Source organism: Sulfitobacter indolifex (genome assembly GCF_022788655.1).
GTDB classification, from domain to species: Bacteria; Pseudomonadota; Alphaproteobacteria; order Rhodobacterales; family Rhodobacteraceae; genus Sulfitobacter; species Sulfitobacter indolifex.
In genome coordinates this window covers 1179316-1203318 of record NZ_CP084951.1, presented here as the reverse complement: position 1 = coordinate 1203318, position 24003 = coordinate 1179316, and the positions used below count along the sequence as shown (strand labels likewise).

Here is a 24003-nt window from a genome sequence, read left to right as displayed (position 1 = left end):
GCCTCAGCCCTTCATCACGTTGACATCTTCCACCGCGATCGAGCCACGGTTGCGGAAGAAACAGACCAGAATGGCGAGGCCGATGGCGGCCTCGGCGGCGGCGACGGTGAGTACGAAAAGCGTAAACACCTGCCCCGTCAAATCACCAAGGAAACTGGAGAAAGCGACGAGGTTGATGTTCACCGCGAGCAGCATCAATTCGATGCTCATCAGCAGAATGATCACGTTCTTGCGGTTCAGGAATAGCCCGAAGATGCCGATGACAAACAGCGTCGCCGCTACCGTCAGGTAATGCTCAAGTCCGATCATGTCGTCCCTTACGTTCCCGCCCCTTAATGGGCTTTGGTCGCGCCCCATTTGATGGGGCTTTTAGTATCACTTTGCCCCGGCTGCCACCGGGATTGACCGGGTTTTAGCCGATAAAGCTGTAGCCGCCGAAGAATACGACGATCAAAACCACGACCAGCACCACGATTGTTGTTCTCGACATCTCGACGTCCCTTTTCTCTCTTGGTTGAGCCGTTTTCTTGGAAAGAAAACGGCCACGGAATTTTCAAAAAATTCCGGTGATTACAGGCCCTGCCCCGACTTCACATCGCGCAGTTCCATCGCCTTTGCCGGGTCGCGCATCATCTGCGCCACCACGTCTTGGCGTTTCACGTCCTTACGATGACGCAGTGTCAGCACGATCGCACCGATCATCGCGACCAGCAGGATTAGACCCGCCAGCTGGAAGAGCAGGAAGTAGCGATCATAAAGCAACAGACCTAGCGCTTCGGTGTTGAAGCGGTCCGGGTCAATCGTATTGAGACGCAGCCCCTCAGCCGCCGCACTCTGCTCCCATGCGCCAAAGGCCATCACGAACTGCATCAGGATCACCAAGGCGATCAGCAGCGCCAGCGGCATGTAGCGCGCCATCTCGGCCTTAAGCTCGGCGAAATCCACATCGAGCATCATCACGACGAAGAGGAACAGAACCGCCACCGCGCCCACGTAGACGATGACCAGCAGCATCGCCACGAACTCGGCCCCCAGCAGAACGAACAGCCCCGCTGCCGACAGGAACGACAGGATCAGCCAAAGCACCGAATGCACCGGGTTGCGGCTGATCACCGTGAACAGCCCGCCGGTGATGACGCTGATCGCGAAGAGGTAAAATGAAAAGACCGTCATGCGCCGTCTTCCTTCTTGGTATCTTTGTTCTCGTCCAGCACCGATTGCGCCAATTCCAGCGCTCGGGTCATCGCTGGGATGCCAGCAAAGGCGGACATTTGGCCGATGGTCTCGACGATATGTTGCTTGGTGGCGCCTGCTTCGAGCGCGTGACGGACCGTCTGTCGCACGCCCATGTCATTCTGCGCGCCCTGCATGGTCAGACCGGCCAGCGTGAGCAGCAGCCGCGTGCGGGCATCAAGACCGCCCTTGTTGACAGTGTCGCCGAACCAGAAATCCATCATTTCCTTGGGCATGGTGCCCATCATCGCCTCAAACCCTTTGGGCGAAAAAGCCTCCATCGCCGGAAAGGCTTTCGCCATTTCCTGCGCCTGTTTCATCATCGCATCAAAGGGGTTTGTTGGATCACTCATCGGTAGGGTGCATCCATTTCGAGGTTACGGGCGATTTCTGATTCCCACCGGTCGCCGTTGTCCAGCAGTTTGGCCTTGTCGTAATACAGCTCTTCGCGGGTCTCGGTCGAGAATTCGAAGTTCGGCCCTTCGACAATGGCATCCACTGGGCAGGCTTCCTGACAGAAACCGCAGTAAATGCATTTGGTCATATCAATGTCATAGCGCGTGGTGCGGCGGCTGCCGTCCTCGCGCGCTTCGGCATCGATTGTGATGGCCTGCGCGGGGCAGATCGCTTCGCAGAGTTTGCAGGCGATGCAACGCTCTTCGCCATTGGGATAACGGCGCAACGCATGCTCACCACGGAAACGGGGCGACAGTGGCCCCTTCTCATGCGGGTAGTTAATGGTGGTCTTCGGCGCAAAGAAATAGCGCATCCCCAGCATGAACGCCTTGGCGTAATCAGCCAGCAGGAAGTATTTCGCGGCGCGGGTGTAATCCATCTGTGCCATATCAGCCCCCTACGGTCCAACGGGCATAGATGCCCCAGAACCAATCGAATTTTGCAGCAAAGGCCACGAAGACCACCCAGAAGAGCGAGAACGGCAGGAAGACTTTCCATCCCAGACGCATCAGCTGGTCATAGCGGTAACGCGGCGTGATCGCCTTCACCATGGAGAACATGAAGAAGACCATCAGCATCTTGATGAACATCCAGAAGAAGCCATCGGGCAGGAATGGCACCGGAGACAACCAGCCACCGAAGAACATCAGCGACACCAACGCGCACATCAGCACCACGGCCACCAGTTCGCCAATCATAAAGAGCAGGAACGGCGTGGAGGAATATTCCACCTGATAGCCCGCCACCAGTTCAGATTCCGCTTCCGGAAGGTCAAACGGTGGGCGGTTGGTTTCGGCCAGTGCCGAGATGAAGAACAAGATTAGCATCGGGAAGTGCGGCAGGAAGTACCAGTTGAACAGACCCCAATCACCATCCTGCGCGGCCACGATGGACGAGAAGTTCATCGAGCCGGTCGAGAGGATCACACCGATGATGATCAGGCCGATTGAAACTTCATAAGAAATCATCTGCGCGGCAGAGCGCAGCGAGCCAAGGAACGGGTACTTGGAGTTCGACGCCCATCCGCCCATGATCACGCCGTATACCTCCAAAGAGGAGACAGCGAAAACATAGAGGATCGCCACATTGATGTCCGACAGGATCCAGCCTTCGTTGAAGGGGATCACCGCCCAAGCGATCATTGCCATGACGAAAGAAATCATCGGCGCAAGGAAGAAGACCCCCTTGTCAGCGCCCGCAGGGACCACCACTTCTTTAACGATGTATTTAAGAAAGTCCGCGAAACTCTGCAGCAGACCAAAGACGCCAACAACGTTCGGGCCGCGACGCATCATCACGGCGGCCCAGATTTTGCGGTCGGCATACATGAGGAAGGCCAGCGCCAGCAAAAGCGGTACAACCAGCAGCAACACCTGCCCAACCGTCAGCAGGGCGATGCCCAGCCCGGTGTTGTAAAAGAAATCAGCCATAAGTCCTCACACCGTCGGAATGCCGCGTTCCGCGCATTGAAACGCGGTCACTTCGGCATCAATTGTCTTCAAGCCTTTCGGCAGGCTCGGCGAGATCGTGTAAACAGCATCTGCCCGCCATATGCCACCCTCTTCGGTGACATTTGTCCGCACATGACGTGCAAAACCGTAGCCCCGGATCAGCGTATATTGCGCGGCGGCGCATTCGGCATAGTCAGACACGTCTTGGTTGGACAGTGCCTTGGTCATCGCCACGTTGAACTGCACCAAATCACCGTCCAAAAGCTGTGTTTCCACCCCCTTATAGTCGGGGATGAAATCCTCGGCCACCGGCACCTGCGGTTCGCAGGCGGCCAGCAGCATCAAGGGGGCCAGCATCATGGCTCTCACTCCGCCGCCATCGGCTCGGCGCGGCGCGCGGCGGCCAAGGCCGACAGTTCCGCCATCAACTGGCTGGCGCGGGCGATTGGGTTGGAGAGGTAGAAATCATGCACAGCGGGCTTAAAGGACGCATCGCCCAGCATACCTGCGGGCAGCGCGTTCCATTCGTTTTCCGGCACTTCGTCGACATTTGCCAGATGTGGCACGGCCTTGATGAGCTTGCGCCGCAGTTCAGCAACGGAATCATATCCGAGTTGCGCACCCATTTCAGCAGAAAGCGCCCGCAGAATCGCCCAGTTTTCCTTGGCCTGACCGGGCGCAAACCCTGCGCGCTGCGCAATTTGCGGGCGGCCTTCGGTGTTCACGAAAAGCCCCGGCTCTTCGGTATAGGCGGCACCCGGCAGGATGATGTCGGCGCGGTGTGCACCACGGTCGCCGTGGCTGCCTTGGTAGATCACGAAAGGACCGGCACCGATCTCAATCTCATCCGCACCGAGGTTATAGATCACCTCTGCCGCGTTCACATCCTCCATGCCGTTCTCAGCAGTCGCACTGATGTCCATCGCGCCAACGCGCGAGGCAGCGGTGTGCAGAATCATCAGCTTGCTCTTGGTCTTTTCGGCCAGTTCCATCGCTTTCGCCAGAACCGCTGCGCCATCGGCTTCGCGCAGCGCGCCTTGGCCGACGACGATCACCGAAGGCTGCTCCAGCACCTCGTCGAAATCGCTGCCCATCAGTTTGTCGAGGGTTGCGCGATCATTTCCCAGATGGTGATGCGGATAGGTCAGGTCAGCGGCTTCGCCGATCAGACCGATCTCTGCGCCCTTGCTCCAGGCCTTGCGAATGCGGGCGTTTAGCACTGGCGCCTCAATCGCTGGGTTGCAGCCAATGAGCTGGATCATCTTGGCGTCATCCAAGTCTTCGATCCGCGCGTTGCCAACATAGCCAAAGCGGTTGCCCGCAGGCAGCTTCGCGCCATCGGTGCGGCATTCGACGACACCGCCCTGCCCTTCGATCAACTGCTTCAGCGCAAAGGCGGCCTCAACAGACACCAGATCGCCAACCAGCCCGGCCAGTTTCTTGCCCTTCATCGCCGCCGCAGCCGCGTTCAACGCCTCAGGCCAAGACGCTTTGCGCAGCTTGCCGTTCTCGCGGATGTAGGGTGTGTCGAGACGCTGACGGCGCAGACCGTCCCAAACGAAACGCGTTTTGTCGGAAATCCACTCTTCGTTCACGCCATCATGGTTGCGCGGCAGGAATCGCATGACTTCGCGGCCTTTGGTATCCACGCGGATGTTGGAGCCAAGCGCGTCCATCACGTCGATACTCTCGGTCTTGCTGAGTTCCCATGGGCGCGCCGTAAAGGCATATGGTTTGGAAACCAGCGCGCCGACGGGGCAGAGGTCGATGATATTGCCCGACAGGTTGCTGTCGATCAGCGAGCCGAGATAGGTCGTGATCTCCGCATCCTCACCCCGGCCGGTCTGGCCCATGACATGCTGGCCCGCGACCTCGGTCGTGAAGCGCACGCAGCGGGTGCAGGAAATGCAGCGGGTCATGTGAGTCTCAACGAGCGGACCAAGATCAAGGTCTTCGGTCGCCCGCTTGGGCTCGCGGTAGCGCGAGAAGTCGACGCCGTAGGCCATCGCCTGGTCCTGAAGATCACACTCACCGCCCTGATCGCAGATCGGGCAATCCAGCGGGTGGTTGATCAGGAGGAACTCCATCACCCCCTCGCGGGCTTTTTTAACCATCGGCGAGTTGGTTTTCACAACCGGCGGCTGGCCTTCGGGACCAGGCCGCAGGTCGCGCACCTGCATGGCGCAGGAGGCGGCGGGCTTGGGCGGCCCGCCGACGACTTCCACAAGACACATCCGGCAGTTACCAGCGATCGACAAGCGCTCGTGATAACAGAAACGCGGCACCTCGACGCCCACCTGCTCGCAGGCCTGAATGAGCGTCATCGCCCCTTCGACTTCGACTTCTTTACCGTCGATGATGATCTTGCGGATATCGCTCATAAGCTCACTTTGCCTTCAGTAACGAACCGATCCGGCTCGATTTTTGAATCTCGTCGCGTCCAAGCGCACAATAGCTTTGCGGGTCCGAAGTATCGACCCCCTTCGCCTTGAAAAACGCGGCTCCGCGCGCTTTCATCCGTGCTTTTTCAGCGTCACTGTCGATGTAGGCGTCGATCTCGGCGTCGGAGTAGCCCAGATCGCCTGCCTTGCCTTTCAAATCCCACGCCATCTTGACCGCGCGCAGCATCCGCGCACTGATGTCGGGGCAGTTCTTGCGGATGATGTCGGCCACGCCGATGTCCAGCAGTGCGTCGTCGATGGCAGCCACTTCGCGCAGCGGCGGCTTGGCCATGGCGGGCGTCACGGTGGCGGCGGTCAGGCTCAGGCCCATCACGGCGATCATCAGGGTGCGCATATCAATTCTCCTTCATGCAGAGGGCCGGAACGGCCCGTCTGACAAATGGAGATCGAGCGGTATGATATTCAATATCACCGCGCCCTTGGGCCTTGGCCCCGCGATATGTCGCCGATGCGATCACTGTGGGCAGCGCCCCTGAAAGGTCAGCGCGCCGCCTTCAAGCCGCAGTGAACCTGCCGGCGCGTCGGGGCCAAAAGACCATTCGATGTCTGAGCTGCCATAGGTGCCGACGCAGTATTTGACGGCCTCGTAACGCGCCGCAGCACGGGCGCCGTCGATCGACTTGCCAGCATCCTTAACCGTCACTTGAAAGACGTCCCGCTGCCCATCCACCTTGCGCAGTTTGGTGCTGAAATACTGTCCGTCAAAGGCCACACGCTCACTGTCATTGGCACAGCCCGCCAGCAAGGCGCTGACCGTCAAAACCGTCAAAGCATATTTCATAGACCTACTCCGCTGCGCCATTGGCCCGGCCCTGCCGAACGTCCCCGCGCCTGTTGTGGATCGGACGCGCCAAACGCGCGCCCGCTATCGCCCCTACTGCGTTAAGCGTCAAGCCACCGGCCCGCCGCATTGCACAGTTTTACTCCGCCGCGACCGCGCTGACACGGCCCGTGCGCTTGTGCTTGATCCGGTCTTCAATCTCATCCCGGAAGTGACGGATCAGACCTTGGATCGGCCAAGCCGCCGCATCGCCAAGCGCGCAGATCGTGTGGCCTTCGACCTGTTTGGTCACATCTAGCAGCATATCGATCTCTTCGGGCTCTGCATCGCCGGTCACCAGACGGTCCATCACGCGCATCATCCAGCCGGTGCCTTCGCGGCAGGGCGTACATTGCCCGCAGCTTTCGTGCTTGTAGAACTTCGACAAACGCCAGATCGCTTTGATTACGTCGGTGGAGTTGTCCATCACGATCACCGCCGCCGTGCCGAGGCCGGAGCGCTGCTCGCGCAGGTAGTCGAAATCCATGATCGCATCGCGCATGTCTTTGCCCGGGATCAGCGGCACCGAAGACCCGCCGGGGATCACGGCCTTGAGGTTGTCCCAGCCGCCGCGGATGCCGCCGCAATGCGTCTCAATCAGCTCTTCAAACCCAATGCTCATCGCCTCTTCGACAACGCAGGGGTTGTTGACGTGACCCGAGATCGCGAACAGTTTGGTGCCCGCGTTGTTGGCGCGGCCAAAGCCCGCGAACCATTCCGGCCCACGGCGCAGGATGGTCGGCACCACGGCGATGGATTCAACGTTGTTCACCGTGGTCGGGCAACCATAAAGGCCCGCGCCCGCAGGGAATGGCGGCTTCATCCGCGGCATGCCTTTCTTGCCTTCAAGGCTTTCCAGAAGCGCAGTTTCTTCGCCACAGATATAGGCACCGGCACCGTGGTGCAGGTAGATGTCGAAATCCCAACCGGATTTGGAGGCGTTCTTGCCCACCAACCCAGCCTCATAGGCCTCATCAATCGCGGTCTGCAGCGCTTCACGCTCGCGAATGTATTCGCCGCGCAGGTAGATGTAGCAGGCATGGGCATTCATCGCGAAGGACGCGATCAGGCAGCCCTCGATCAGCGTATGCGGATCGTGGCGCATGATCTCGCGGTCTTTACATGTCCCCGGCTCGGATTCGTCGGCGTTGACCACCAGATAAGATGGGCGACCATCGCTTTCCTTGGGCATGAAGGACCATTTGAGGCCCGTTGGGAAGCCCGCCCCGCCCCGACCTCGCAGGCCAGAAGCTTTCATCTGGTCCACGATCCAATCACGGCCCTTTTGAATGATCCCGGCCGTGCCATCCCAATGGCCGCGCGACTGCGCGCCTTTCAAGGTGCGGTCATGCATGCCGTAGATGTTGGTAAAAATGCGGTCTTTGTCCTGAAGCATGATGCCTACCTTTGGTTCTCACGGCTGGCCGCGCGGGCCTGCCACATTTGATAAATCACGACCATCGCCCAGAAAAGCGCGGCCAGTGCAGCAAAATCGAAGAGCAACGCATAACGCCCCGGCAACCCGATCGCCGGGGCGACCCATTGCAAGAGCACCCATAGTGTCATGGTCACGGCAATGACCAGCCCTGCGATGCGGCCCTTGCGGGCAAGTGCTTTGTCTTCGGCTTCGCTCATAAGTCTTTCGTTGCCTGTCAGCTCTGAGATTCGCTGGCGTCAGCGAGGGATTTCGCCTGCCCGACCCAGTTGTCTCGCTCAATCCGGCCCCTAAACCGCAACCGAGAATCGACCCATGCGATCTCTGCGTCGGTCAGGTTGGCCAGCTGGTCAAAGTGATAGATGCCCAGCTCATTGAGCGTCTGTTCCATCTTCGGTCCGATCCCGCCGATCCGTTTGAGATCATCAGCACCCTCAGCGCGGGGGGCGTCAAGAAGCGCGGGCTGTTCTGCGGCGGAGGTATCGCTGGCGGTGCCCGTATCCGGCGTGGCCGTTGGTTTAGGCGCAGGTGCCGCAACCGGTGCCTCATCGGGAAGCGGTGCCTCGGGCGTTTCATCAAGCGAGGCAGTGGCCGCGCTATGGACGTCCTGTTGAGCCTTTATGACGGGTTCAGAACTTGGGGTTTCGTCGATGGACGCCGTGTCAGCGACTGGCGCTGCAGGGTCCGCCTTTCCCGTGTCAGCAACTGGCGCCGCGGTTGGCTTGGGCGCTGGCGCGTCCTCGGCCACTGTCGCTGTATCTGCAATCGGCGCGCGCGGTGCGGCCTTAGCAGGCTCTTCTTTAACAGGCGTCACCTCTTTAACAGGCGTCACCGGGCCGCTTGAACGCTCTGCAGCGCCGATACCTGCGTCGCCCGCAGGCACCGTGCCGATGGCCGAAGAAACAGTTTCCGGAGTTGTTGGGGCCGAAGCTGTCGGAGCCGACGCAACAGAGGCCGCTGCCGCGCTACGGGTGTTATCCTGTGGTGCGTTGGCAGGGGCGTTTTTGCACAGCAAGGTCATCAAAAGATACCCTGCAATCACCGCAATCAGCGCGCCGACAACGATGGCCTTCAAAAGGCCCGAGGCACCGAAAACCAGCATAAGGAATGCCACCAACAGGCCGATGCCACCGCCCATGTACCAGCTGCGCTTGGTACAGGCCTCTCGTTCCGAAATCTGTGTCATGACTGTCCTTCTCCCCCTTGTTGCGGGCGATGCGGCTGATTATCGGCGCCGTCTTTGGCTGCCCATTGCGAAAATCTGTTAGTCCTTGGCGAGGCTCCCGGCCTGTTCTACCCAATTGTCGCGGCTGACCCGGCCCTTGAACCCTTCGAGGTTCTGATCGACCCATGCGACCTCATCCGGGCCCCAGTTGGCGATCTGATCAAAATGATAAAAACCCATGCTGTTAAGCATCTGCTCCAGTTTTGGCCCGACCCCTTTGATCCGCTTAAGGTCATCCGCGCCAGACTCGCGCGGTGCTTCCAACTGATCCGGCTTCTTGCCTGCACCAGCTGCAGGTGCCGCAGCTTTTGGCGCGGTCGCCTCCGGCTTTTCATCCTGCGAGGCTTCCCCTTTGGGATCATCGCTAGAGGGTGGCTTGCTCTTTGAGGCCGCCTCGGCCTGTTGCTCGGTCACGCCGGTCTTATCGGCACCCTCGCCTTTCGCCGGACGCGGCTCTTCGGCTTCGACCTCTTCAGTCGTTTCCGCCTGCGGGGCTTCGGGTTGTTTCAGCCAAGGCGTCAGCAGCGGCACTTCGGTGCCATCGATCCGCTTGACGGTATCGCCGATGTCGACCGCCGCCTGCGCGCTCGCGTTATACTGTGTGCGGCCGCTCTCATGGTCGGTCAAGCTGGTCAGACCGCCCAGAGGCTCGGATGCATAGCGCCCGTTCTGCGGGCCGGGCACCGGCACGCGCCCATCGCTCAACTCATCAAGGATTTCGTTCAGCCGCGCGGTGGTCAGGTCTTCGTAATAGTCTTTGCCGATCTGGGCCATCGGCGCGTTGGAGCACGCCCCTAGGCATTCGACCTCTTCCCAAGAGAAACGGCCATCTGCCGACAGCTCATGCGGTTTGTTGGCGATGCGCTCTTTGCAGACGGCGACCAAATCTTCGGCCCCACAGATCATGCAGGACGTGGTGCCACAAACTTGAATATGTGCCACGGAACCAACAGGTTGCAACTGGAACATAAAGTAGAATGTCGCCACTTCCAGCCCACGGATATAGGCCATGCCCAGCATTTCCGAGACATGTTCGATCGCCGGACGGGTCAGCCAGCCCTCTTGCTCTTGGGCGCGCCACAGCAGTGGGATGATCGCGCTGGCCTGACGGCCTTCAGGAAATTTGGTGATCTGCGCTTCGGCCCATTCTTGGTTGGCGGGCGTGAAGGCAAAACTGTCGGGCTGGTCAGGGTGTAGACGGCGGAGCATTAGTTCGAACCTATGGTCAGGCGGAGGCCAATGATGCCTCCGGCGTAAATTTCTTCAAAACAAGGTGGCGCAAGACGCATCACCGGTCGATCTCTCCAAAGACGACGTCCATCGTACCGATGATCGCGGCCACATCGGCAAGCTGGTGGCCTGTGGCCACATGGTCCATCGCCTGTAGGTGCAAGAAGCCGGGCGCGCGGATCTTGGCGCGGTAGGGTTTGTTGGAGCCATCTGCAACGAGGTAGACACCAAACTCACCCTTCGGCGCCTCAACCGCGCAGTAAACCTCACCTTCGGGCACGTGGAAGCCTTCGGTGTAGAGCTTGAAGTGGTGGATCAGGCTTTCCATGTCTGTCTTCATCGCGGTGCGCGATGGCGGGGTGATCTTGCCACGGGCAAGGATATCGCCCTGCCCTTCAGGCGCGCGCAGTTTCTCGATTGCCTGCTGGATGATGTAGGTCGACTGGCGCATCTCTTCCATCCGGCAGAGGTAGCGATCGAAACAGTCGCCGTTCTTGCCCACGGGGATTTGGAAATCGAATTCGTCATAGCATTCATAGGGTTGCGAGCGCCGCAGGTCCCAAGCCAGACCCGAACCGCGCACCATGACACCGCTGAAACCGTAGTCGAGGATTTCTTGCTCGGTCACGATGCCGATGTCGACGTTCCGCTGTTTGAAGATACGGTTTTCGGTCAGCAACTCGTCAATATCGACCATGAACTTGGTCAAGAACTGCTTGGACCACGCTTCGATATCATCCAACAGTGCGGGCGGCAGGTCTTGGTGCACACCACCGGGGCGGAAGTAGGCCGCGTGCAAGCGCGCACCACAGGCCCGCTCATAAAAGATCATCAGGCTTTCACGCTCTTCAAAACCCCAAAGCGGCGGGGTCAGCGCGCCCACGTCAAGCGCCTGCGTGGTGATGTTGAGCAGGTGGTTCAGCACCCGGCCAATCTCACAAAACAGCACCCGGATCAGCGAGGCGCGGCGCGGCACCATGGTGCCAGTCAGCTTTTCGATCGCCAGACACCAAGCGTGCTCTTGGTTCATCGGAGCAACATAATCGAGCCGGTCGAAGTACGGCAGGTTCTGCAGATAAGTGCGGCTTTCCATCAGCTTTTCGGTGCCACGGTGCAGCAGGCCGATATGCGGATCGCAACGCTCTACAACTTCGCCATCCAGCTCCAGCACCAGACGCAAAACACCGTGCGCGGCAGGGTGTTGCGGGCCGAAGTTGATGTTGAAGTTGCGAATCTTCTGCTCGCCGGACTCAAAGTCGGTCGACCCGTCGTCAAAGGCTTTTGTGCGAATGTCGCCGTCCATTACCGTTTCTCCAGTTCTTGCAGCTTCATGCCCATCCACCACAGCAGGGCAATCGTGCCCAGCGGGATCAGGCAGGCCGCCGCCCAGTATTTGTTAATGCCAAAGAACGGCAGCAGCTTGACCATCGGAATGGCCGTCAGCGCCGAGAGGATCAGCCAGCCCATCCCGCCCATTACTTCGCGTCCTTGCTCACATGACCGTCAGGCGCCGACTTGTCATCGCCGGGCAGGATGTATTCCGCGCCTTCCCATGGCGACATGAAGTCGAACTGACGGTACTCTTGCACAAGGCTTACCGGCTCATAGACCACGCGCTTGGCGGCTTCGTCATAGCGCACTTCGGTATAGCCTGTGGTCGGGAAATCCTTGCGCAGCGGATGGCCGCGAAAGCCATAGTCGGTCAGGATGCGGCGCAGGTCCGGGTGGCCAGAAAACAGAATGCCGAACATGTCGAAAACTTCACGCTCGAACCAATCGGCACTGGGGTGCACACCGGTGATCGACGGCACCATATCCTTTTCACGCGCGGTGGCACGCAGGCGGATGCGGTGGTTTTGGTACATCGACAGGAAGTGATAAACCACGTCGAACCGTTTGGCACGACCGGGGTAGTCCACTGCCGTGATGTCGACCAAGGTCGAGAAACGGCAGGTCGGATCGCCCTTAAGGAACTCCACAAGGCCCGCGATATTCGCCAGCGCCACGTCCATGTTCAGCTCACCTCGGGTGACATCCCATCCCAGCACACAATCGGGCCGCTTGGCCTCGATATAGGCTCCAAGTTCCTGCAGTTGTTCGCTCATCGCAAATCTTCCTTCCACGCGCCGATCAACGCCATCTCACTGTCCCGCGCCTTTGGCGCTTCGTCCTTTTGGCCTGTCCCTCACCCGGCGCAGGCCCATGTCTTAGCGCACAATCGTCCCTGTGCGGCGGATTTTACGCTGCAACTGGAGGATACCATACAGCAGCGCCTCCGCCGTGGGCGGACAGCCGGGTACGTACACATCAACCGGCACGATCCGGTCACAGCCGCGCACGACCGAATAGCTGTAGTGGTAGTAGCCGCCGCCATTGGCGCAGGACCCCATGGAAATCACATAGCGCGGCTCTGGCATCTGGTCGTAGACCTTGCGCAGCGCCGGGGCCATTTTATTGGTCAGCGTGCCCGCGACGATCATCAGGTCCGACTGGCGCGGAGAAGCGCGCGGTGCCGTCCCGAAACGCTCAAGGTCATAGCGCGGCATGGAGCTGTGCATCATCTCAACCGCGCAGCAGGCCAGACCAAAGGTCATCCAGTGCAAGCTGCCGGTACGCGCCCAATTGATAATATCTTCGGTCGAGGTCAGCAGGAAACCCTTGTCCTGCAACTCGGCGTTGAGGCTATGGGTGGCCACATCACGGTCTGCGCCTGCGCCGTACTGGCCATAGGCCTCAGGAGCAGAAGCGCCAGATTTGATCCGAGGGCTTTGGTGGCCATCGCCCATCACCGGGGTGACCAGCGCGTCATCATTTACTGCCATTCCAGCGCTCCCTTCTTCCATTCATAGGCGAAGCCCGCCGTCAGCACGCCCAAGAACACCATCATTGACCAAAAGCCCACCATGCTCACGTCTTTAAAGGCCACGGCCCACGGGAAGAGGAAAGCGATTTCGAGATCGAAGATGATGAAGAGGATCGACACCAGATAGAAACGCACGTCGAATTTCATCCGCGCGTCGTCAAAAGCGTTGAACCCGCATTCATAAGCCGAGACCTTTTCCGGGTCCGGATTGCGCACAGCAACCACCACAGCGGCAAGGATCAGCACAAGGCCAAGGCCAATCGCCACGGCCAGAAAAACGAGGATAGGCAGGTATTCCCGCAGCATGTGGTCCAAGGGGATGCTCCTTTCGCGGTGCGCGGCATAAGACAAAGGCCAAAAGCCCGCGCAGACAAACTTGGAACGGGTTTAACTCTGCCCGTGGGTAGGGTCAACGGGCCAAGCCCGGTTAATGCCGCCCACGGGCCCGCAATAGAGCCATTTCGCCGAAGCCTTGGGCTAGACCACCCAAGCCGCTTTGCGCTTGTCGAAAAAGGCGCCGATTCCTTCGGCGGCTTCTTCGGTTTCCCAACGCGCGGCGAGCGCGTCGATGGACATGGCCACCGCCTCGGGCGTGGCGATTCCACCCAAGTCCTGCGCCAGTTTCTTGGCAGCCGCCACCGCCCCCGGTGCGCAGGAGAGATAAGGCACGACTTCGGCCTCAACCGCCGCGTCGAGTTCTTCGGCTGGAACGGCGCTGGCAAGCAGCCCCAAGTCAACCGCCTCTGCCGCCCCAAACAGCCGCGCAGACATAAATACCCGCCGCGCACGCCCCTCGCCCATCCGCGCCAAAACGTAAGGCCCAATGGTTGCGGGGATGATGCCAAGGCGTGTTTCGGTGAAGCCCATCTTGAGCGTATCGACCCCAACGGCCACGTCGCAGACCGAGGCCATACCGACCCCGCCGCCAAAGGCATTGCCCTGCAACTTGCCGATCACAGGCTTTGGCAGCGCATTCAGCGCGCCCAGCATCGTTGCCAGCTTGCCCGCCTCAGCCGAGCGTGTCTCAGCGTCCATATCCGCCTGATCACGCATCCAGCCCAAATCGCCCCCGGCGCAGAAGGATTTGCCCGCCCCGGTCAGGACCACGACACGCACCGCATCATCACTGGCGAGCTTTCCGGCGGCATCCGTCAGGTCCGCCAGCATCTGCGCCGACATGGCATTGTGCTTTTCAGGACGGTTCAGGGTAAGCACCGCCACCCCGCGCGCGTCGGTCTCGATCGTCAAAGTCTCGTACATGGTTAGCCTCGCATCGCCCGTGCCATCTCGGCGGCCTCTTCGACCACCGCCTGATCGACCCCGGTGTCATAACCCAGAGCCATTAGATGTTCGTTCACCGCCTCCGTGGCGACATTGCCCGCAGCACCCGGCGCGTAAGGGCATCCACCCAAGCCGCCCACGGCGGCATCAAAGACCCGCACGCCCATGGAAAGCGACGCATCGATGTTCGCCATCGCCCGGCCATGGGTGTCGTGGTAATGGCCTGCAAGGCGGCCCACCGGCACCACATCGCGCACCGCCAGCAGCATTCGCGCGATGCTGTCAGGCGTACCTGCACCGATGGTGTCACCGAGCGAGACCTCATAGCAGCCCATGGCAAAGAGCCTGTCAGCCACCCGCGCCACATCCGCAGGCGCGACCTTGCCGTCGTAAGGGCATTCGATCACGCAAGAAACATAGCCCCGCACCGGCAGATCAATATGCCGCGCTTCTTCGAGGATCGGGGCGAAACGCTCAAACGCCTCTTCGATGCTGGCGTTAATGTTCTTCTGGCTGAACCCTTCGGAGGCTGAGGCGAAGATTGCAATCTCATCGGCCTTCGCGGCCACCGCGTCTTCATAGCCGCGCATATTGGGGGTAAGTGCCGCGTAGCGCACGCCGTCAGCGCGGTTGATGCCCGCCAGAACATCGCCTGACCCGGCCATCTGGGGCACCCATTTGGGGCTTACGAAACTGGCGCATTCGATCCGGCGGAACCCGGCTTCGCTGAGCTTGTTCACCAGTGCCACCTTTTCGGCCACCGGTATTTCGCGCTTTTCGTTCTGCAAGCCGTCCCGCGGGCCGACCTCGAAAATCTCACATGGTCCAAGGCTCATTGGCCGTTCTCCTTCCCTGCAATTCCTGCCTGCCCGGTATTACTCAACCGGCCAAGGCGCATAGAAATCCTGCTCATACAGCCGCCCCTCCTCGGGCAGTGCTTGCGCAAAGCTTTCGCGTTCCGTGATCCGTTCATACCACGCCGCAACCGAAGGGTGGTCATCCAATTTCACGAAATGTCGCGCCATATAGACCGCTTGGCCTACCGAGATGTCGGCAGCTGAAAACCCACTGGTAAGTAGGTAGTCCCGGTTTTCCAAAGGTGTGCTTAACCGGGCCTCAAGCGCGTCATAGCATTTGCTGATCCGCGCGGCTTCGAGCTTCATCACGATGGGGCTTCGCATGGAATCGTCGCGCAGGGCGATATGCTGCTGGGTCAGCGCCGCCGCGTGCTGGCTGATCGTCTCGGCGAAATGCACCCAAACCAGCCACGCCATACGATCAGGGCTGCCGACCGAGCGGCCCATCCGGTCGGGCGAATAGCGCTCGCAGAGGTATTGCGTGATCGCCCCGGTCTCAAACATGCGCTCGCCGTCGATCTCTAGTGCGGGCACACGGCCTGCGGGGGACAGAACAAGGTACTCCGGATCCCGCAGGCTGCGGTCAAAGGCATGCATCTTGACCTGAAACTCAACGTCATCAAGCTCATGCAGCAGCCAAAGCGTGCGCATGGAGCGGGTCTGCGGACAGTGGTGCAGCGTGATCATGCTGCATCCTCCGCTTCGGCTTCCAGCCGGACCAATGCCGCCCCGGCCTCAACCTGATCGCCGGGTTGCGCCAGCACTTCGGCCACGACACCATCGCGCGCGGCCAACAAAGAGTGCTCCATCTTCATCGCTTCCAGCACCGCCAGACGGTCGCCCTTCGCCACGCTCTGGCCGACTTTGGCATCAATCGCGCGCACCAGGCCGGGCATCGGCGCCTCGACGATATTGCCGTCGCCATGTGCCGCCGCGGCCCGTGCCAGTGGGTCAATTATATCGAAGGAGATCCCGTAAGCGTCGAACACCGTCACCACGTCCCCGGCAACCGAGACCGTGGGCGCGACATGCCCATCAACCTTCCAGCGCCCGCCGATCCGCTCGGCCCGGACTTCGCAGTCACTTACAGTCCAAAGCTGAACATCCTCCGACAGCACCCGTACTTTCAGCAAATGCTCTTCACCGTCGCGGCCAAGCATCACCTGCCGCCGCAGGGGCCGCCAAAGGTTAAAACCGGCCTCGGCCTGCGGTTGATCCAAGCCCAGTGCCGCCATACCGGCCAAAGCGAAATGTCGCTCCGGCGCCTCGGGCTGGGCGGTTAGCGCATCGATATCGCGTGCGATCAGCCCGGTGTCGACATCTCCATTCGCGAAACCTTCGTGGCCAGCCAGTGCACCGAGGAAAGCAAGGTTTGTCACCGTGCCACCGACCTCGCACCCCTTCAGCGCCGCACGTAGCCGTGAAAGCGCCACATCGCGGGTCGGGCCATGCACGATGACCTTGGCAATCATCGGGTCATAAAAGGGGCTGATCGTATCGCCCGCCCGCACACCGCTGTCAGCGCGGGTTTGCGGGGTGAAGGAAAGATGCGTCAGCGTGCCGGTTGCGGGCAAGAACCCCTTCGGCACATCCTCAGCATAAAGCCGCGCCTCGAATGCATGACCATTGATCGTCAATTCATCCTGTTGCTTCGGCAGTGCTTCCCCTGCGGCCACGCGCAACTGCCACTCGACCAAATCGACGCCGGTGACCAATTCCGTCACCGGATGCTCCACCTGCAAGCGCGTGTTCATCTCCATAAAGAAGAACCCATCGGCACTCAGCCCGCCTGAGCCGTCGACGATGAACTCAACCGTGCCTGCCCCGGCATAGCCAATCGCTTCCGCCGCACGCACAGCCGCCTGCCCCATCGCGCTGCGCATCTCTTCAGTCATGCCCGGCGCCGGGGCTTCCTCGATCACCTTCTGGTGACGCCGCTGCAGCGAACAATCACGCTCGAACAGATGCACCGCATGGGTGCCGTCCCCAAAGACCTGCACTTCAATATGGCGCGGCTTGGTGACAAATTTCTCAACCAACACGTCAGAGTTGCCAAAGGCAGTCTTGGCCTCCGACCGCGCCGAGTCCAGCGCCGCCTGAAACTCTTTGGCTTCCTCAACCAGCCGCATCCCTTTGCCGCCGCCACCGGCCACGGCCTTGATCAGTACCGGATAGCCGATCTTCCCGGCCTCATCGGCCAGCAGCGCATCATCCTGATCGGCCCCGTGATAGCCCGGCACCACCGGCACCCCCGCCTCGACCATCAGCGCCTTGGCGGCATCCTTTAGCCCCATCGCGCGAATGGCTTTGGCGGACGGGCCGACAAAGATCAGCCCGGCGGCTTCCACCGCCTCCACAAAGTCTGGGTTCTCACTCAGAAACCCATAGCCCGGATGGATCGCCTGCGCGCCGCTGTCGAGCGCGGCTTGGATGATCACATCACCCTTGAGGTAGCTCTCAGACGGGGCCGACCCGCCGATGTGCACCGCGGCATCCGCCATCGATACGTGTTTCGCCGCCGCATCCGCATCGGAATAGACCGCCACGCAGCGCACCCCCATGGCCTGCGCCGTTTCCATCACCCGGCACGCAATCTCACCCCGGTTCGCAATCAGGATCGTATCAAACATGCTCTACCCTTTTCATTTCTTACTGGCTCCAACTGGTCTTGGGGGTCCGAAAACACGAACCCCAGCAAGATCACATCCGGAACAAACCAAATTTCGTCGGCTCAATCGGCGCGTTCAGGCTGGCCGTGAGGCTCAGATAGAGCACATCCCGGCTCTTGCGCGGGTCGATGATCCCGTCATCCCACAACCGTGCTGAGGCATAGAGCGGGTGGCTCTGCTCCTCGAACATATCAATGGTTGGCTGTTTGAAGGCGGTCTCTTCTTCCTCAGTCCAAGTATCCCCGGCCCGCTCGATCGCGTCGCGTTTCACTGTCGCCAGCACCCCCGCCGCCTGCGCGCCGCCCATGACCGAGATCCGGCTATTGGGCCAAGTCCACAGAAAGCGCGGGCGGTAGGCCCGGCCTGACATGCCGTAGTTGCCCGCGCCAAAGGAGCCGCCAACCAGCATGGTGATTTTGGGCACATTGGTCGTGGCCACGGCGGTCACCATCTTAGCGCCGTGCCGCGCGATGCCTTCGTTTTCGTATTTGCGACCGACCATGAAGCCGGTGATGTTTTGCAGGAAAACTAATGGGATATTGCGCTGGCTGCAAAGCTCCACGAAATGCGCGCCTTTCTGGGCGGCTTCCGAAAACAGCACGCCGTTGTTGGCGATGATGCCGATGGGGCAGCCTTTGACATGGGCGAAACCGGTTACCAGCGTCTCGCCAAAGCGTGGCTTGAACTCGTCAAAGCGGCTGCCATCCACCAAGCGCATGATGACCTCGCGGATGTCATAAGGCGTGCGCAGATCGGCAGGCACCACCCCCAGCATTTCGTCAGGGTCATAGGCTGGCTCTTCGGGGCTGGCCCAATCCACCGTGGTCGGCTTGGTTTTGTTCAGATGGCCCACGGCGCGCCGGGCGAGCGCCAGCGCATGGGCGTCATCCTCGGCCAAATAATCCGCCACGCCCGAAAGCCGCGTATGCACATCACCGCCGCCGAGGTCTTCGGCGCTGACCACCTCACCCGTCGCGGCCTTCACCAGAGGCGGACCGGCGAGGAAGATCGTGCCCTGCTCTTTGACGATGATCGTCACGTCTGACATCGCGGGGACATAAGCGCCCCCGGCGGTGCAAGAGCCCATGACCACGGCGATCTGCGCGATGCCTTTGGCACTCATCCGCGCCTGATTGTAAAAGATCGCGCCGAAATGGTCGCGGTCGGGGAAGACTTCGTCTTGGTTCGGCAGGTTCGCCCCACCGCTGTCGACCAAATAGATGCAGGGCAGATGGTTCGCTTCTGCAATCTCTTGAGCGCGCAAGTGCTTCTTCACCGTCAGCGGATAGTAGGTGCCGCCCTTCACGGTGGCGTCGTTGCAGACCACCATGACCTCATGCCCCTGCACACGCCCGATGCCTGCGATCACACCGGCGCAGGGGGCAGCACCCCCGTAGAGACCATGCGCCGCCGTCGCGCCGATTTCCAAGAACGGGCTGCCGGGGTCCAATAGATTCGCCACCCGTTCACGCGGCAGCATCTTGCCCCGGCTTTCATGCCGCGCGCGGGATTTTTCGCCGCCGCCAAGGGCTGCGGCCTCGGCAGCTTCGCGGACTTCGCTCAGCGCTTTCAGATGCGCCATCTCATTGGCCTTATAGGCATCCGAGGATGGCAGGGCTTGGGATGTCAGTTTCATATTACGTCCTCGTTTTCACGCGCCGCCAGACGCTTTAGTTCTTTGCGGATGACCTTGCCAGTGACGGTCATCGGCAGGTCCTCCACGAATGAGATTTCACGCGGGTAGGAATAGCTCGCGAGCCGCTCCTTGACCCAGTCTTGCAATTCTTTTGCCTCGACCTGTGCACCGGGTTTCAACACTACATAGGCCTTTACGATCTCGGTGCGCAGCGCGTCGGGCTTGCCCACCACGCCGCAGGTTGCCACGGCGCTATGGGTCAGCAAGCAGTCTTCGATCTCCGCCGGGCCAATGCGGTAGCCCGCTGAGGTGATAACGTCATCCTCGCGGCCCACGAACCGCAGATAATCGCCTTCCCAGATGCCCCGGTCACCGGTCAGCAGCCAGTCGCCGTGGAATTTGGCCGCTGTCTCATCGGGCCGGTTCCAGTAGCGCAGCATCATCGATGGCGCGCCTTTGCGCACCGCCACGTCGCCTTCGGCATCGGTGGGTTGGCCGTTACCGTCCAGCACCGCCAGTTCAAACCCCGGCACGGATTTGCCGATGCAGCCGGGTTTCGCGCGGAAGTCCGCGCCACAGCTTGACGCCACCATGTTGCATTCGGTCTGGCCGTAGAACTCGTTGATCTCAAGCCCAAAGGCTTTGCGCCCCCATGCCAGCATCTCGGCCCCCAAAGGCTCGCCACCGCTGGCGACCGAGCGCAGACCGGGCAAGGCCACATCCGCCGCTTTTAACATCCGCAGCGCGGTCGGCGGGAAGAAGACATTGCGCACCTCACCGCGCGCGATCACATCAGCGCAGCCTTCGACAGTGAACTTGGGCATCCGCGCGGCCACGACCGGCACGCCGAGCGCCAGCGCAGGCATCGCCACGTCGAAAAGCCCGCCGATCCACGCCCAATCCGCCGGGGTCCAGAGGCAATCGCCTTTCTGCCCAAGGTGGTCGTGGCTCACCGAAACCCCCGGCAAATGGCCCGAGAGCACCCGATGCCCATGCAACGCGCCTTTAGGCGTGCCGGTGGTGCCGGAAGTGTAGATCAAAACGGCGGGGTCTTCGGGGCCGACATCGGCGAAGTCCAGCGGATCGCCCGTGATACCAACCTCTGCCGCCATCAAAGGCGTCGCAAGATCGCCCAGCAGGTCAGCGCCCTCGGCATCGGTCAGGACAATTGCACAGCCCGCATCGCCTATCCGGCTGGCCAACGCGTCGTGCTTGAATAGTTTGAACAGCGGCACCGAGATCGCGCCGACCTTCCAAATCGCCAGATGCGCGGCTGCACACCAAGGCGACTGGCTGAGCAAGACGCCCACACGGTCGCCCGGCTGCACCTCGGCCAACAACGCCCGCGCCAGACCATCGGCCATTTGATGGAGCGCACCGTAGGTCACGTCGCGGCGGGTATCACTGGTCAGGTCGATAATCGCCAAAGCATCATCCGGCTGCGCAAGGCATTGCGCTGCCATATTGCCCTGCCAGATCGGCCATTGATCGTCTTGTGTCATATCAGCTTCGATACTCCGGGTTCTCAAAATCAAACCGCGCGCCTGCGTCCCATGCGTTGCGGTCGTTGCCCTCTTGGGGATAGCCGCCCGCGCCTTTCAACATCCGCGCCAGATGCATGGCGTTCCATGTCATGATCGTGGTGTTGCGCTGTGTGAATTCATTGTCGAAGCCTGCGCGCTTGCCGTCTACATCGTCGCCATAAGACGGCCCCGGCCCCGCCTCGCCGATCCAGCCGCAATCGGCCTGCGGCGGAATGGTATAGCCCAAGTGGTTCATCGCGAAACCGGTGGTCATGGCAACATGTTTGATGCCGTCCTCATTGCCCGTCACCACCGTGCCGCCAACCTTGCCGTAAAAGACCGACTGGCCCTTGTCGTTAAGCTTACCCGACATGGCATAGAGCCGTTCGATCAAGACCCGGCAGACGCTGCTTTCCTCGCCCAACCAAAGCGGCGTACCAATGATGAGGATGTCGGCGGCCAGCACCTTCTCCCAGATCGCGGGCCAGTCGTCGCGGTCCCAGCCGTGGTTGGTCATGTCCGGATAGACGCCCGGCGGCACTTGATGGTCGAGAAGATAGAGATGTTCTACAGAGACGCCCTGCGCCTGCATGATCCCCGCGCTGGCGTTAAGCAAAAGCTGCGTGTGACTATCGCCGGGGGTCTTTTTCAGCGAGCAATTTACGTAGAGCGCCTTGAGGTCGGAAAAGTCAGTCATCGCCAAGTTCCTTCTTCAGTTGTTCCAACTCCCGATCAAGGAAATAGGAGGTGATAGAGCGGATGATGACCAGCAGCAGCAGGAACACCAGATCGGCAAACCGCAGGCTCAGGGCCGTGTGGATCACGTCCGACACGATGAAAAGCTCAAGCCCGGCGAGGATGTAACGGCCCAGCTCAATGCGCTCGCGGTTGGTGCGGCTAACCCGCTCCGCGCCGCGCTTTGCGACTTCGGCCACGATCACTCCGGTGACAAAACGCCCGGCACCGATCAGCAGCAAAATGATAGCGGCAATGTCGATCACCGCCGCCAAGACCTCAAAAATCTCGATCAGCCAAGGCAGTGCGCCGTGCAGCACCCCGCCTTCGGTTTCCATCTCGATCAGACTTTCCATCGCTGTTCCTCCGTTCATTCCAGCCGCTGCACGGTTGCGCGCTTAGTGCGCCGCCCCCAGCAGCAACGCCTGCTCTCCCGTCAACCGCATGAGGCACGCCAACGTCGCGGGTCCGCCGCCAGTGCCACCGCCCCATTGACTGCGCTCATAATCACAGGCGGCATCGCGGAACGTAATCCACGCGCGCTGCATGTCACGCAGCGCCTCGGCCTGTTTTGGAAGTTCCGGTTGATACATGGCGGTGTCTTCGTCTGCCGACTTTGCCTGAACCATCCGTGCACGGTAGTTTTCGTTCAGGAGTGTGTCCCAATACCTTAGCTCACGATCCAGACAGCCGCCCATGCCATAGGTCGAATAACCGCCCGGCGCTTCCATACAGAGGTTGGCCGAGAGGCCAATGCACGCCCGCTGGTCGGTGAACGCCTCCGCCACGGCAACGCAACCCGCCGTGGCGTCATCGGAATAGGTGATGTCCTGCGCCGCTGCTGGCCCGGCCAGAAGCGCGAGAGCCAGCAGCGCGGCGCGCATCACATCGCCCCCATCATCTCGCGGCCCACCAGCATGCGGCGGATTTCCGAAGTGCCGGCGCCGATCTCCATCAGCTTGGCATCGCGGAATATACGTCCCACGGGGTTGTCGGACAGATAGCCCGCGCCGCCCATGGCCTGCACCGCCTGATGCGCCTGTACCATCGCTTGTTCAGAGGCATAGAGGCAGCAGGCAGCTGCGTCCTGACGGGTAACGTCGCCGCGGTCACAGGCCTGCGCCACGCTATAGACATAGGCCCGCGCCGAGTTCATCGCGGTGTACATATCCGCCATCTTGCCCTGCATCAGTTGGAAGTCCCCGATGCGCTGCCCGAACTGTTTGCGCTCTGCCATATAGGGCATGATCTCGTCCAGACAGGCCGCCATGATGCCAAGGCCGATGCCCGCGAGCACAACGCGCTCGTAATCCAGGCCCGACATCAGCACCCGCACGCCCTTGCCCTCTTCACCGAGGATGTTTTCAAAAGGCACTTCGCAATCGTCAAAGATCAACTCGGCGGTGTTCGAGCCGCGCATGCCCAGCTTGTCAAAATGGTTTGAGGTGGTGAAGCCCTTCATCGACTTCTCGATCAAGAAGGCAGTGATACCCTTCGAGCCTGCCTCGGGGTCGGTCTTGGCATAGACCACCAGTGTTTCGGCGTCCGGCCCGTTGGTGATCCAGTATTTGTTGCCGTTCAGGCGGAAGTGATCGTTCCGCTTTTCAGCATTCAGCTTCATGCTGACCACGTCACTGCCCGCGCCCACTTCGGACATGGCCAGCGCGCCGACATGCTCACCGGAGCAGAGTTTCGGCAGATACTGTGCTTTCTGCTCAGCCGTGCCATTCAGCTTGATCTGGTTCACACAAAGGTTGGAATGCGCGCCGTAAGAGAGCGAGACCGAAGCAGACGCCCGGGCGATCTCTTCCACCGCCACCGTATGGGCAACATAGCCAAGGCCAGAGCCGCCGAACTCTTCCTCGACGGTCATGCCCAAAAGGCCCAGTTCTCCCATCTCAGTCCAAAGCTCTGGCGGGAATTCGTTCTTCGTGTCGATTTCCGCCGCCATCGGCTTGACGCGCTCCTGCGCCCAGCGGTGCACCATCTCACGCATGGCCGCGACGTCTTCTCCCAGATCAAACTGCATACTTGCGTTGAACACGGCTTCTCCCCCCGATTTATTGAACGCTTGTTCATTACCTACCGCCCCACCTGCGGTGCGTCAAGCGGCGCGACGTGGAACCG

Annotated in this window: 28 protein-coding genes; all 28 read right to left on the bottom strand. The window is 60.7% G+C overall.

Annotation, left to right across the window (positions count from 1 at the left end; genetic code table 11):
• Positions 1-3 precede the first annotated feature (3 nt).
• Positions 4-309, bottom strand: a complete 306-nt coding sequence (nuoK, locus tag DSM14862_RS05860) for an NADH-quinone oxidoreductase subunit NuoK (protein WP_007119508.1) — start codon at positions 307-309, stop codon at positions 4-6.
• A 261-nt stretch (positions 310-570) separates the two neighbouring features.
• Positions 571-1173 carry an NADH-quinone oxidoreductase subunit J gene (locus DSM14862_RS05855; RefSeq protein WP_007119506.1) on the bottom strand — a complete coding sequence of 201 codons (603 nt, stop codon included), beginning with the start codon at positions 1171-1173 and terminating at the stop codon, positions 571-573.
• The gene (locus DSM14862_RS05850; protein ID WP_007119505.1) at positions 1170-1586 is read right to left on the bottom strand and encodes a carboxymuconolactone decarboxylase family protein; all 417 of its coding nucleotides are present in this window, start codon (positions 1584-1586) and stop codon (positions 1170-1172) included. Before DSM14862_RS05850 ends, DSM14862_RS05855 begins: the two co-directional genes overlap by 4 nt.
• On the bottom strand, positions 1583-2077 hold the full coding sequence (nuoI, locus tag DSM14862_RS05845) for an NADH-quinone oxidoreductase subunit NuoI (protein ID WP_007119504.1): 495 nt from the start codon (positions 2075-2077) through the stop codon (positions 1583-1585). The genes DSM14862_RS05850 and nuoI overlap by 4 nt, the downstream gene beginning before the upstream one ends.
• A gap of 1 nt (position 2078) precedes the next feature.
• On the bottom strand, positions 2079-3119 hold the full coding sequence (gene nuoH, locus DSM14862_RS05840) for an NADH-quinone oxidoreductase subunit NuoH (protein ID WP_007119503.1): 1041 nt from the start codon (positions 3117-3119) through the stop codon (positions 2079-2081).
• Between the two features lie 6 nt (positions 3120-3125).
• Positions 3126-3497, bottom strand: coding sequence for a hypothetical protein (locus tag DSM14862_RS05835; RefSeq protein WP_007119502.1), 372 nt, complete (start codon positions 3495-3497; stop codon positions 3126-3128).
• Between the two features lie 8 nt (positions 3498-3505).
• Positions 3506-5521 carry an NADH-quinone oxidoreductase subunit NuoG gene (gene nuoG / locus DSM14862_RS05830; protein WP_007119501.1) on the bottom strand — a complete coding sequence of 672 codons (2016 nt, stop codon included), beginning with the start codon at positions 5519-5521 and terminating at the stop codon, positions 3506-3508.
• Positions 5522-5525: 4 nt separating this feature from the next.
• Positions 5526-5936, bottom strand: a complete 411-nt coding sequence (locus tag DSM14862_RS05825) for a DUF5333 domain-containing protein (protein WP_007119500.1) — start codon at positions 5934-5936, stop codon at positions 5526-5528.
• A gap of 120 nt (positions 5937-6056) precedes the next feature.
• Positions 6057-6383, bottom strand: a complete 327-nt coding sequence (locus tag DSM14862_RS05820; protein WP_007119499.1) for a hypothetical protein — start codon at positions 6381-6383, stop codon at positions 6057-6059.
• 139 nt (positions 6384-6522) lie between these two features.
• Positions 6523-7818 carry an NADH-quinone oxidoreductase subunit NuoF gene (gene nuoF, locus DSM14862_RS05815; protein ID WP_007119498.1) on the bottom strand — a complete coding sequence of 432 codons (1296 nt, stop codon included), beginning with the start codon at positions 7816-7818 and terminating at the stop codon, positions 6523-6525.
• 5 nt (positions 7819-7823) lie between these two features.
• Positions 7824-8057 carry a DUF5337 domain-containing protein gene (locus DSM14862_RS05810; protein ID WP_007119497.1) on the bottom strand — a complete coding sequence of 78 codons (234 nt, stop codon included), beginning with the start codon at positions 8055-8057 and terminating at the stop codon, positions 7824-7826.
• 17 nt (positions 8058-8074) lie between these two features.
• Complete coding sequence (locus DSM14862_RS05805) at positions 8075-9043, bottom strand: hypothetical protein (RefSeq protein WP_050770374.1); 969 nt, start codon at positions 9041-9043, stop codon at positions 8075-8077.
• A gap of 78 nt (positions 9044-9121) precedes the next feature.
• Complete coding sequence (locus DSM14862_RS05800; RefSeq protein ID WP_007119494.1) at positions 9122-10291, bottom strand: NADH-quinone oxidoreductase subunit E; 1170 nt, start codon at positions 10289-10291, stop codon at positions 9122-9124.
• Positions 10292-10370: 79 nt separating this feature from the next.
• Entirely contained in the window at positions 10371-11615 is a 1245-nt protein-coding gene (locus tag DSM14862_RS05795; protein WP_007119493.1) for an NADH-quinone oxidoreductase subunit D, read from the bottom strand.
• Positions 11615-11788 (bottom strand): hypothetical protein, encoded by a 174-nt coding sequence (locus tag DSM14862_RS05790; RefSeq protein ID WP_007119492.1) that lies wholly within the window; start codon positions 11786-11788, stop codon positions 11615-11617. The genes DSM14862_RS05795 and DSM14862_RS05790 overlap by 1 nt, the downstream gene beginning before the upstream one ends.
• Positions 11788-12417 (bottom strand): NADH-quinone oxidoreductase subunit C, encoded by a 630-nt coding sequence (locus tag DSM14862_RS05785; RefSeq protein WP_007119491.1) that lies wholly within the window; start codon positions 12415-12417, stop codon positions 11788-11790. The genes DSM14862_RS05790 and DSM14862_RS05785 overlap by 1 nt, the downstream gene beginning before the upstream one ends.
• Positions 12418-12519: 102 nt before the next feature.
• Positions 12520-13098, bottom strand: coding sequence for a NuoB/complex I 20 kDa subunit family protein (locus tag DSM14862_RS05780; RefSeq protein ID WP_386283929.1), 579 nt, complete (start codon positions 13096-13098; stop codon positions 12520-12522).
• Between the two features lie 26 nt (positions 13099-13124).
• Positions 13125-13490, bottom strand: a complete 366-nt coding sequence (locus tag DSM14862_RS05775; protein ID WP_007119489.1) for an NADH-quinone oxidoreductase subunit A — start codon at positions 13488-13490, stop codon at positions 13125-13127.
• A gap of 162 nt (positions 13491-13652) precedes the next feature.
• The gene (locus tag DSM14862_RS05770) at positions 13653-14435 is read right to left on the bottom strand and encodes a crotonase/enoyl-CoA hydratase family protein (RefSeq protein WP_007119488.1); all 783 of its coding nucleotides are present in this window, start codon (positions 14433-14435) and stop codon (positions 13653-13655) included.
• Between the two features lie 2 nt (positions 14436-14437).
• Positions 14438-15292 (bottom strand): hydroxymethylglutaryl-CoA lyase, encoded by an 855-nt coding sequence (locus DSM14862_RS05765; protein WP_007119487.1) that lies wholly within the window; start codon positions 15290-15292, stop codon positions 14438-14440.
• 39 nt (positions 15293-15331) lie between these two features.
• Positions 15332-16000, bottom strand: coding sequence for a glutathione S-transferase family protein (locus DSM14862_RS05760; RefSeq protein ID WP_007119486.1), 669 nt, complete (start codon positions 15998-16000; stop codon positions 15332-15334).
• Positions 15997-17943 (bottom strand): acetyl/propionyl/methylcrotonyl-CoA carboxylase subunit alpha, encoded by a 1947-nt coding sequence (locus DSM14862_RS05755; RefSeq protein ID WP_007119485.1) that lies wholly within the window; start codon positions 17941-17943, stop codon positions 15997-15999. The genes DSM14862_RS05760 and DSM14862_RS05755 overlap by 4 nt, the downstream gene beginning before the upstream one ends.
• 70 nt (positions 17944-18013) lie before the next feature.
• Complete coding sequence (locus DSM14862_RS05750) at positions 18014-19618, bottom strand: carboxyl transferase domain-containing protein (protein WP_007119484.1); 1605 nt, start codon at positions 19616-19618, stop codon at positions 18014-18016.
• Positions 19615-21120: an AMP-binding protein gene (locus DSM14862_RS05745; protein WP_007119483.1), complete on the bottom strand. Its 1506-nt coding sequence runs from the start codon at positions 21118-21120 to the stop codon at positions 19615-19617. The genes DSM14862_RS05750 and DSM14862_RS05745 overlap by 4 nt, the downstream gene beginning before the upstream one ends.
• Before the next feature lies 1 nt (position 21121).
• A complete protein-coding gene (locus tag DSM14862_RS05740; RefSeq protein ID WP_007119482.1) occupies positions 21122-21838 on the bottom strand; it encodes a flavodoxin family protein in 717 nt (238 codons plus the stop codon).
• Positions 21831-22232, bottom strand: a complete 402-nt coding sequence (locus tag DSM14862_RS05735) for a DUF1622 domain-containing protein (protein ID WP_007119481.1) — start codon at positions 22230-22232, stop codon at positions 21831-21833. Before DSM14862_RS05735 ends, DSM14862_RS05740 begins: the two co-directional genes overlap by 8 nt.
• A gap of 42 nt (positions 22233-22274) precedes the next feature.
• Positions 22275-22760 (bottom strand): lysozyme inhibitor LprI family protein, encoded by a 486-nt coding sequence (locus DSM14862_RS05730; RefSeq protein ID WP_007119480.1) that lies wholly within the window; start codon positions 22758-22760, stop codon positions 22275-22277.
• Positions 22760-23920, bottom strand: coding sequence for an isovaleryl-CoA dehydrogenase (locus DSM14862_RS05725; protein ID WP_007119479.1), 1161 nt, complete (start codon positions 23918-23920; stop codon positions 22760-22762). Before DSM14862_RS05725 ends, DSM14862_RS05730 begins: the two co-directional genes overlap by 1 nt.
• Positions 23921-24003 lie beyond the last annotated feature (83 nt).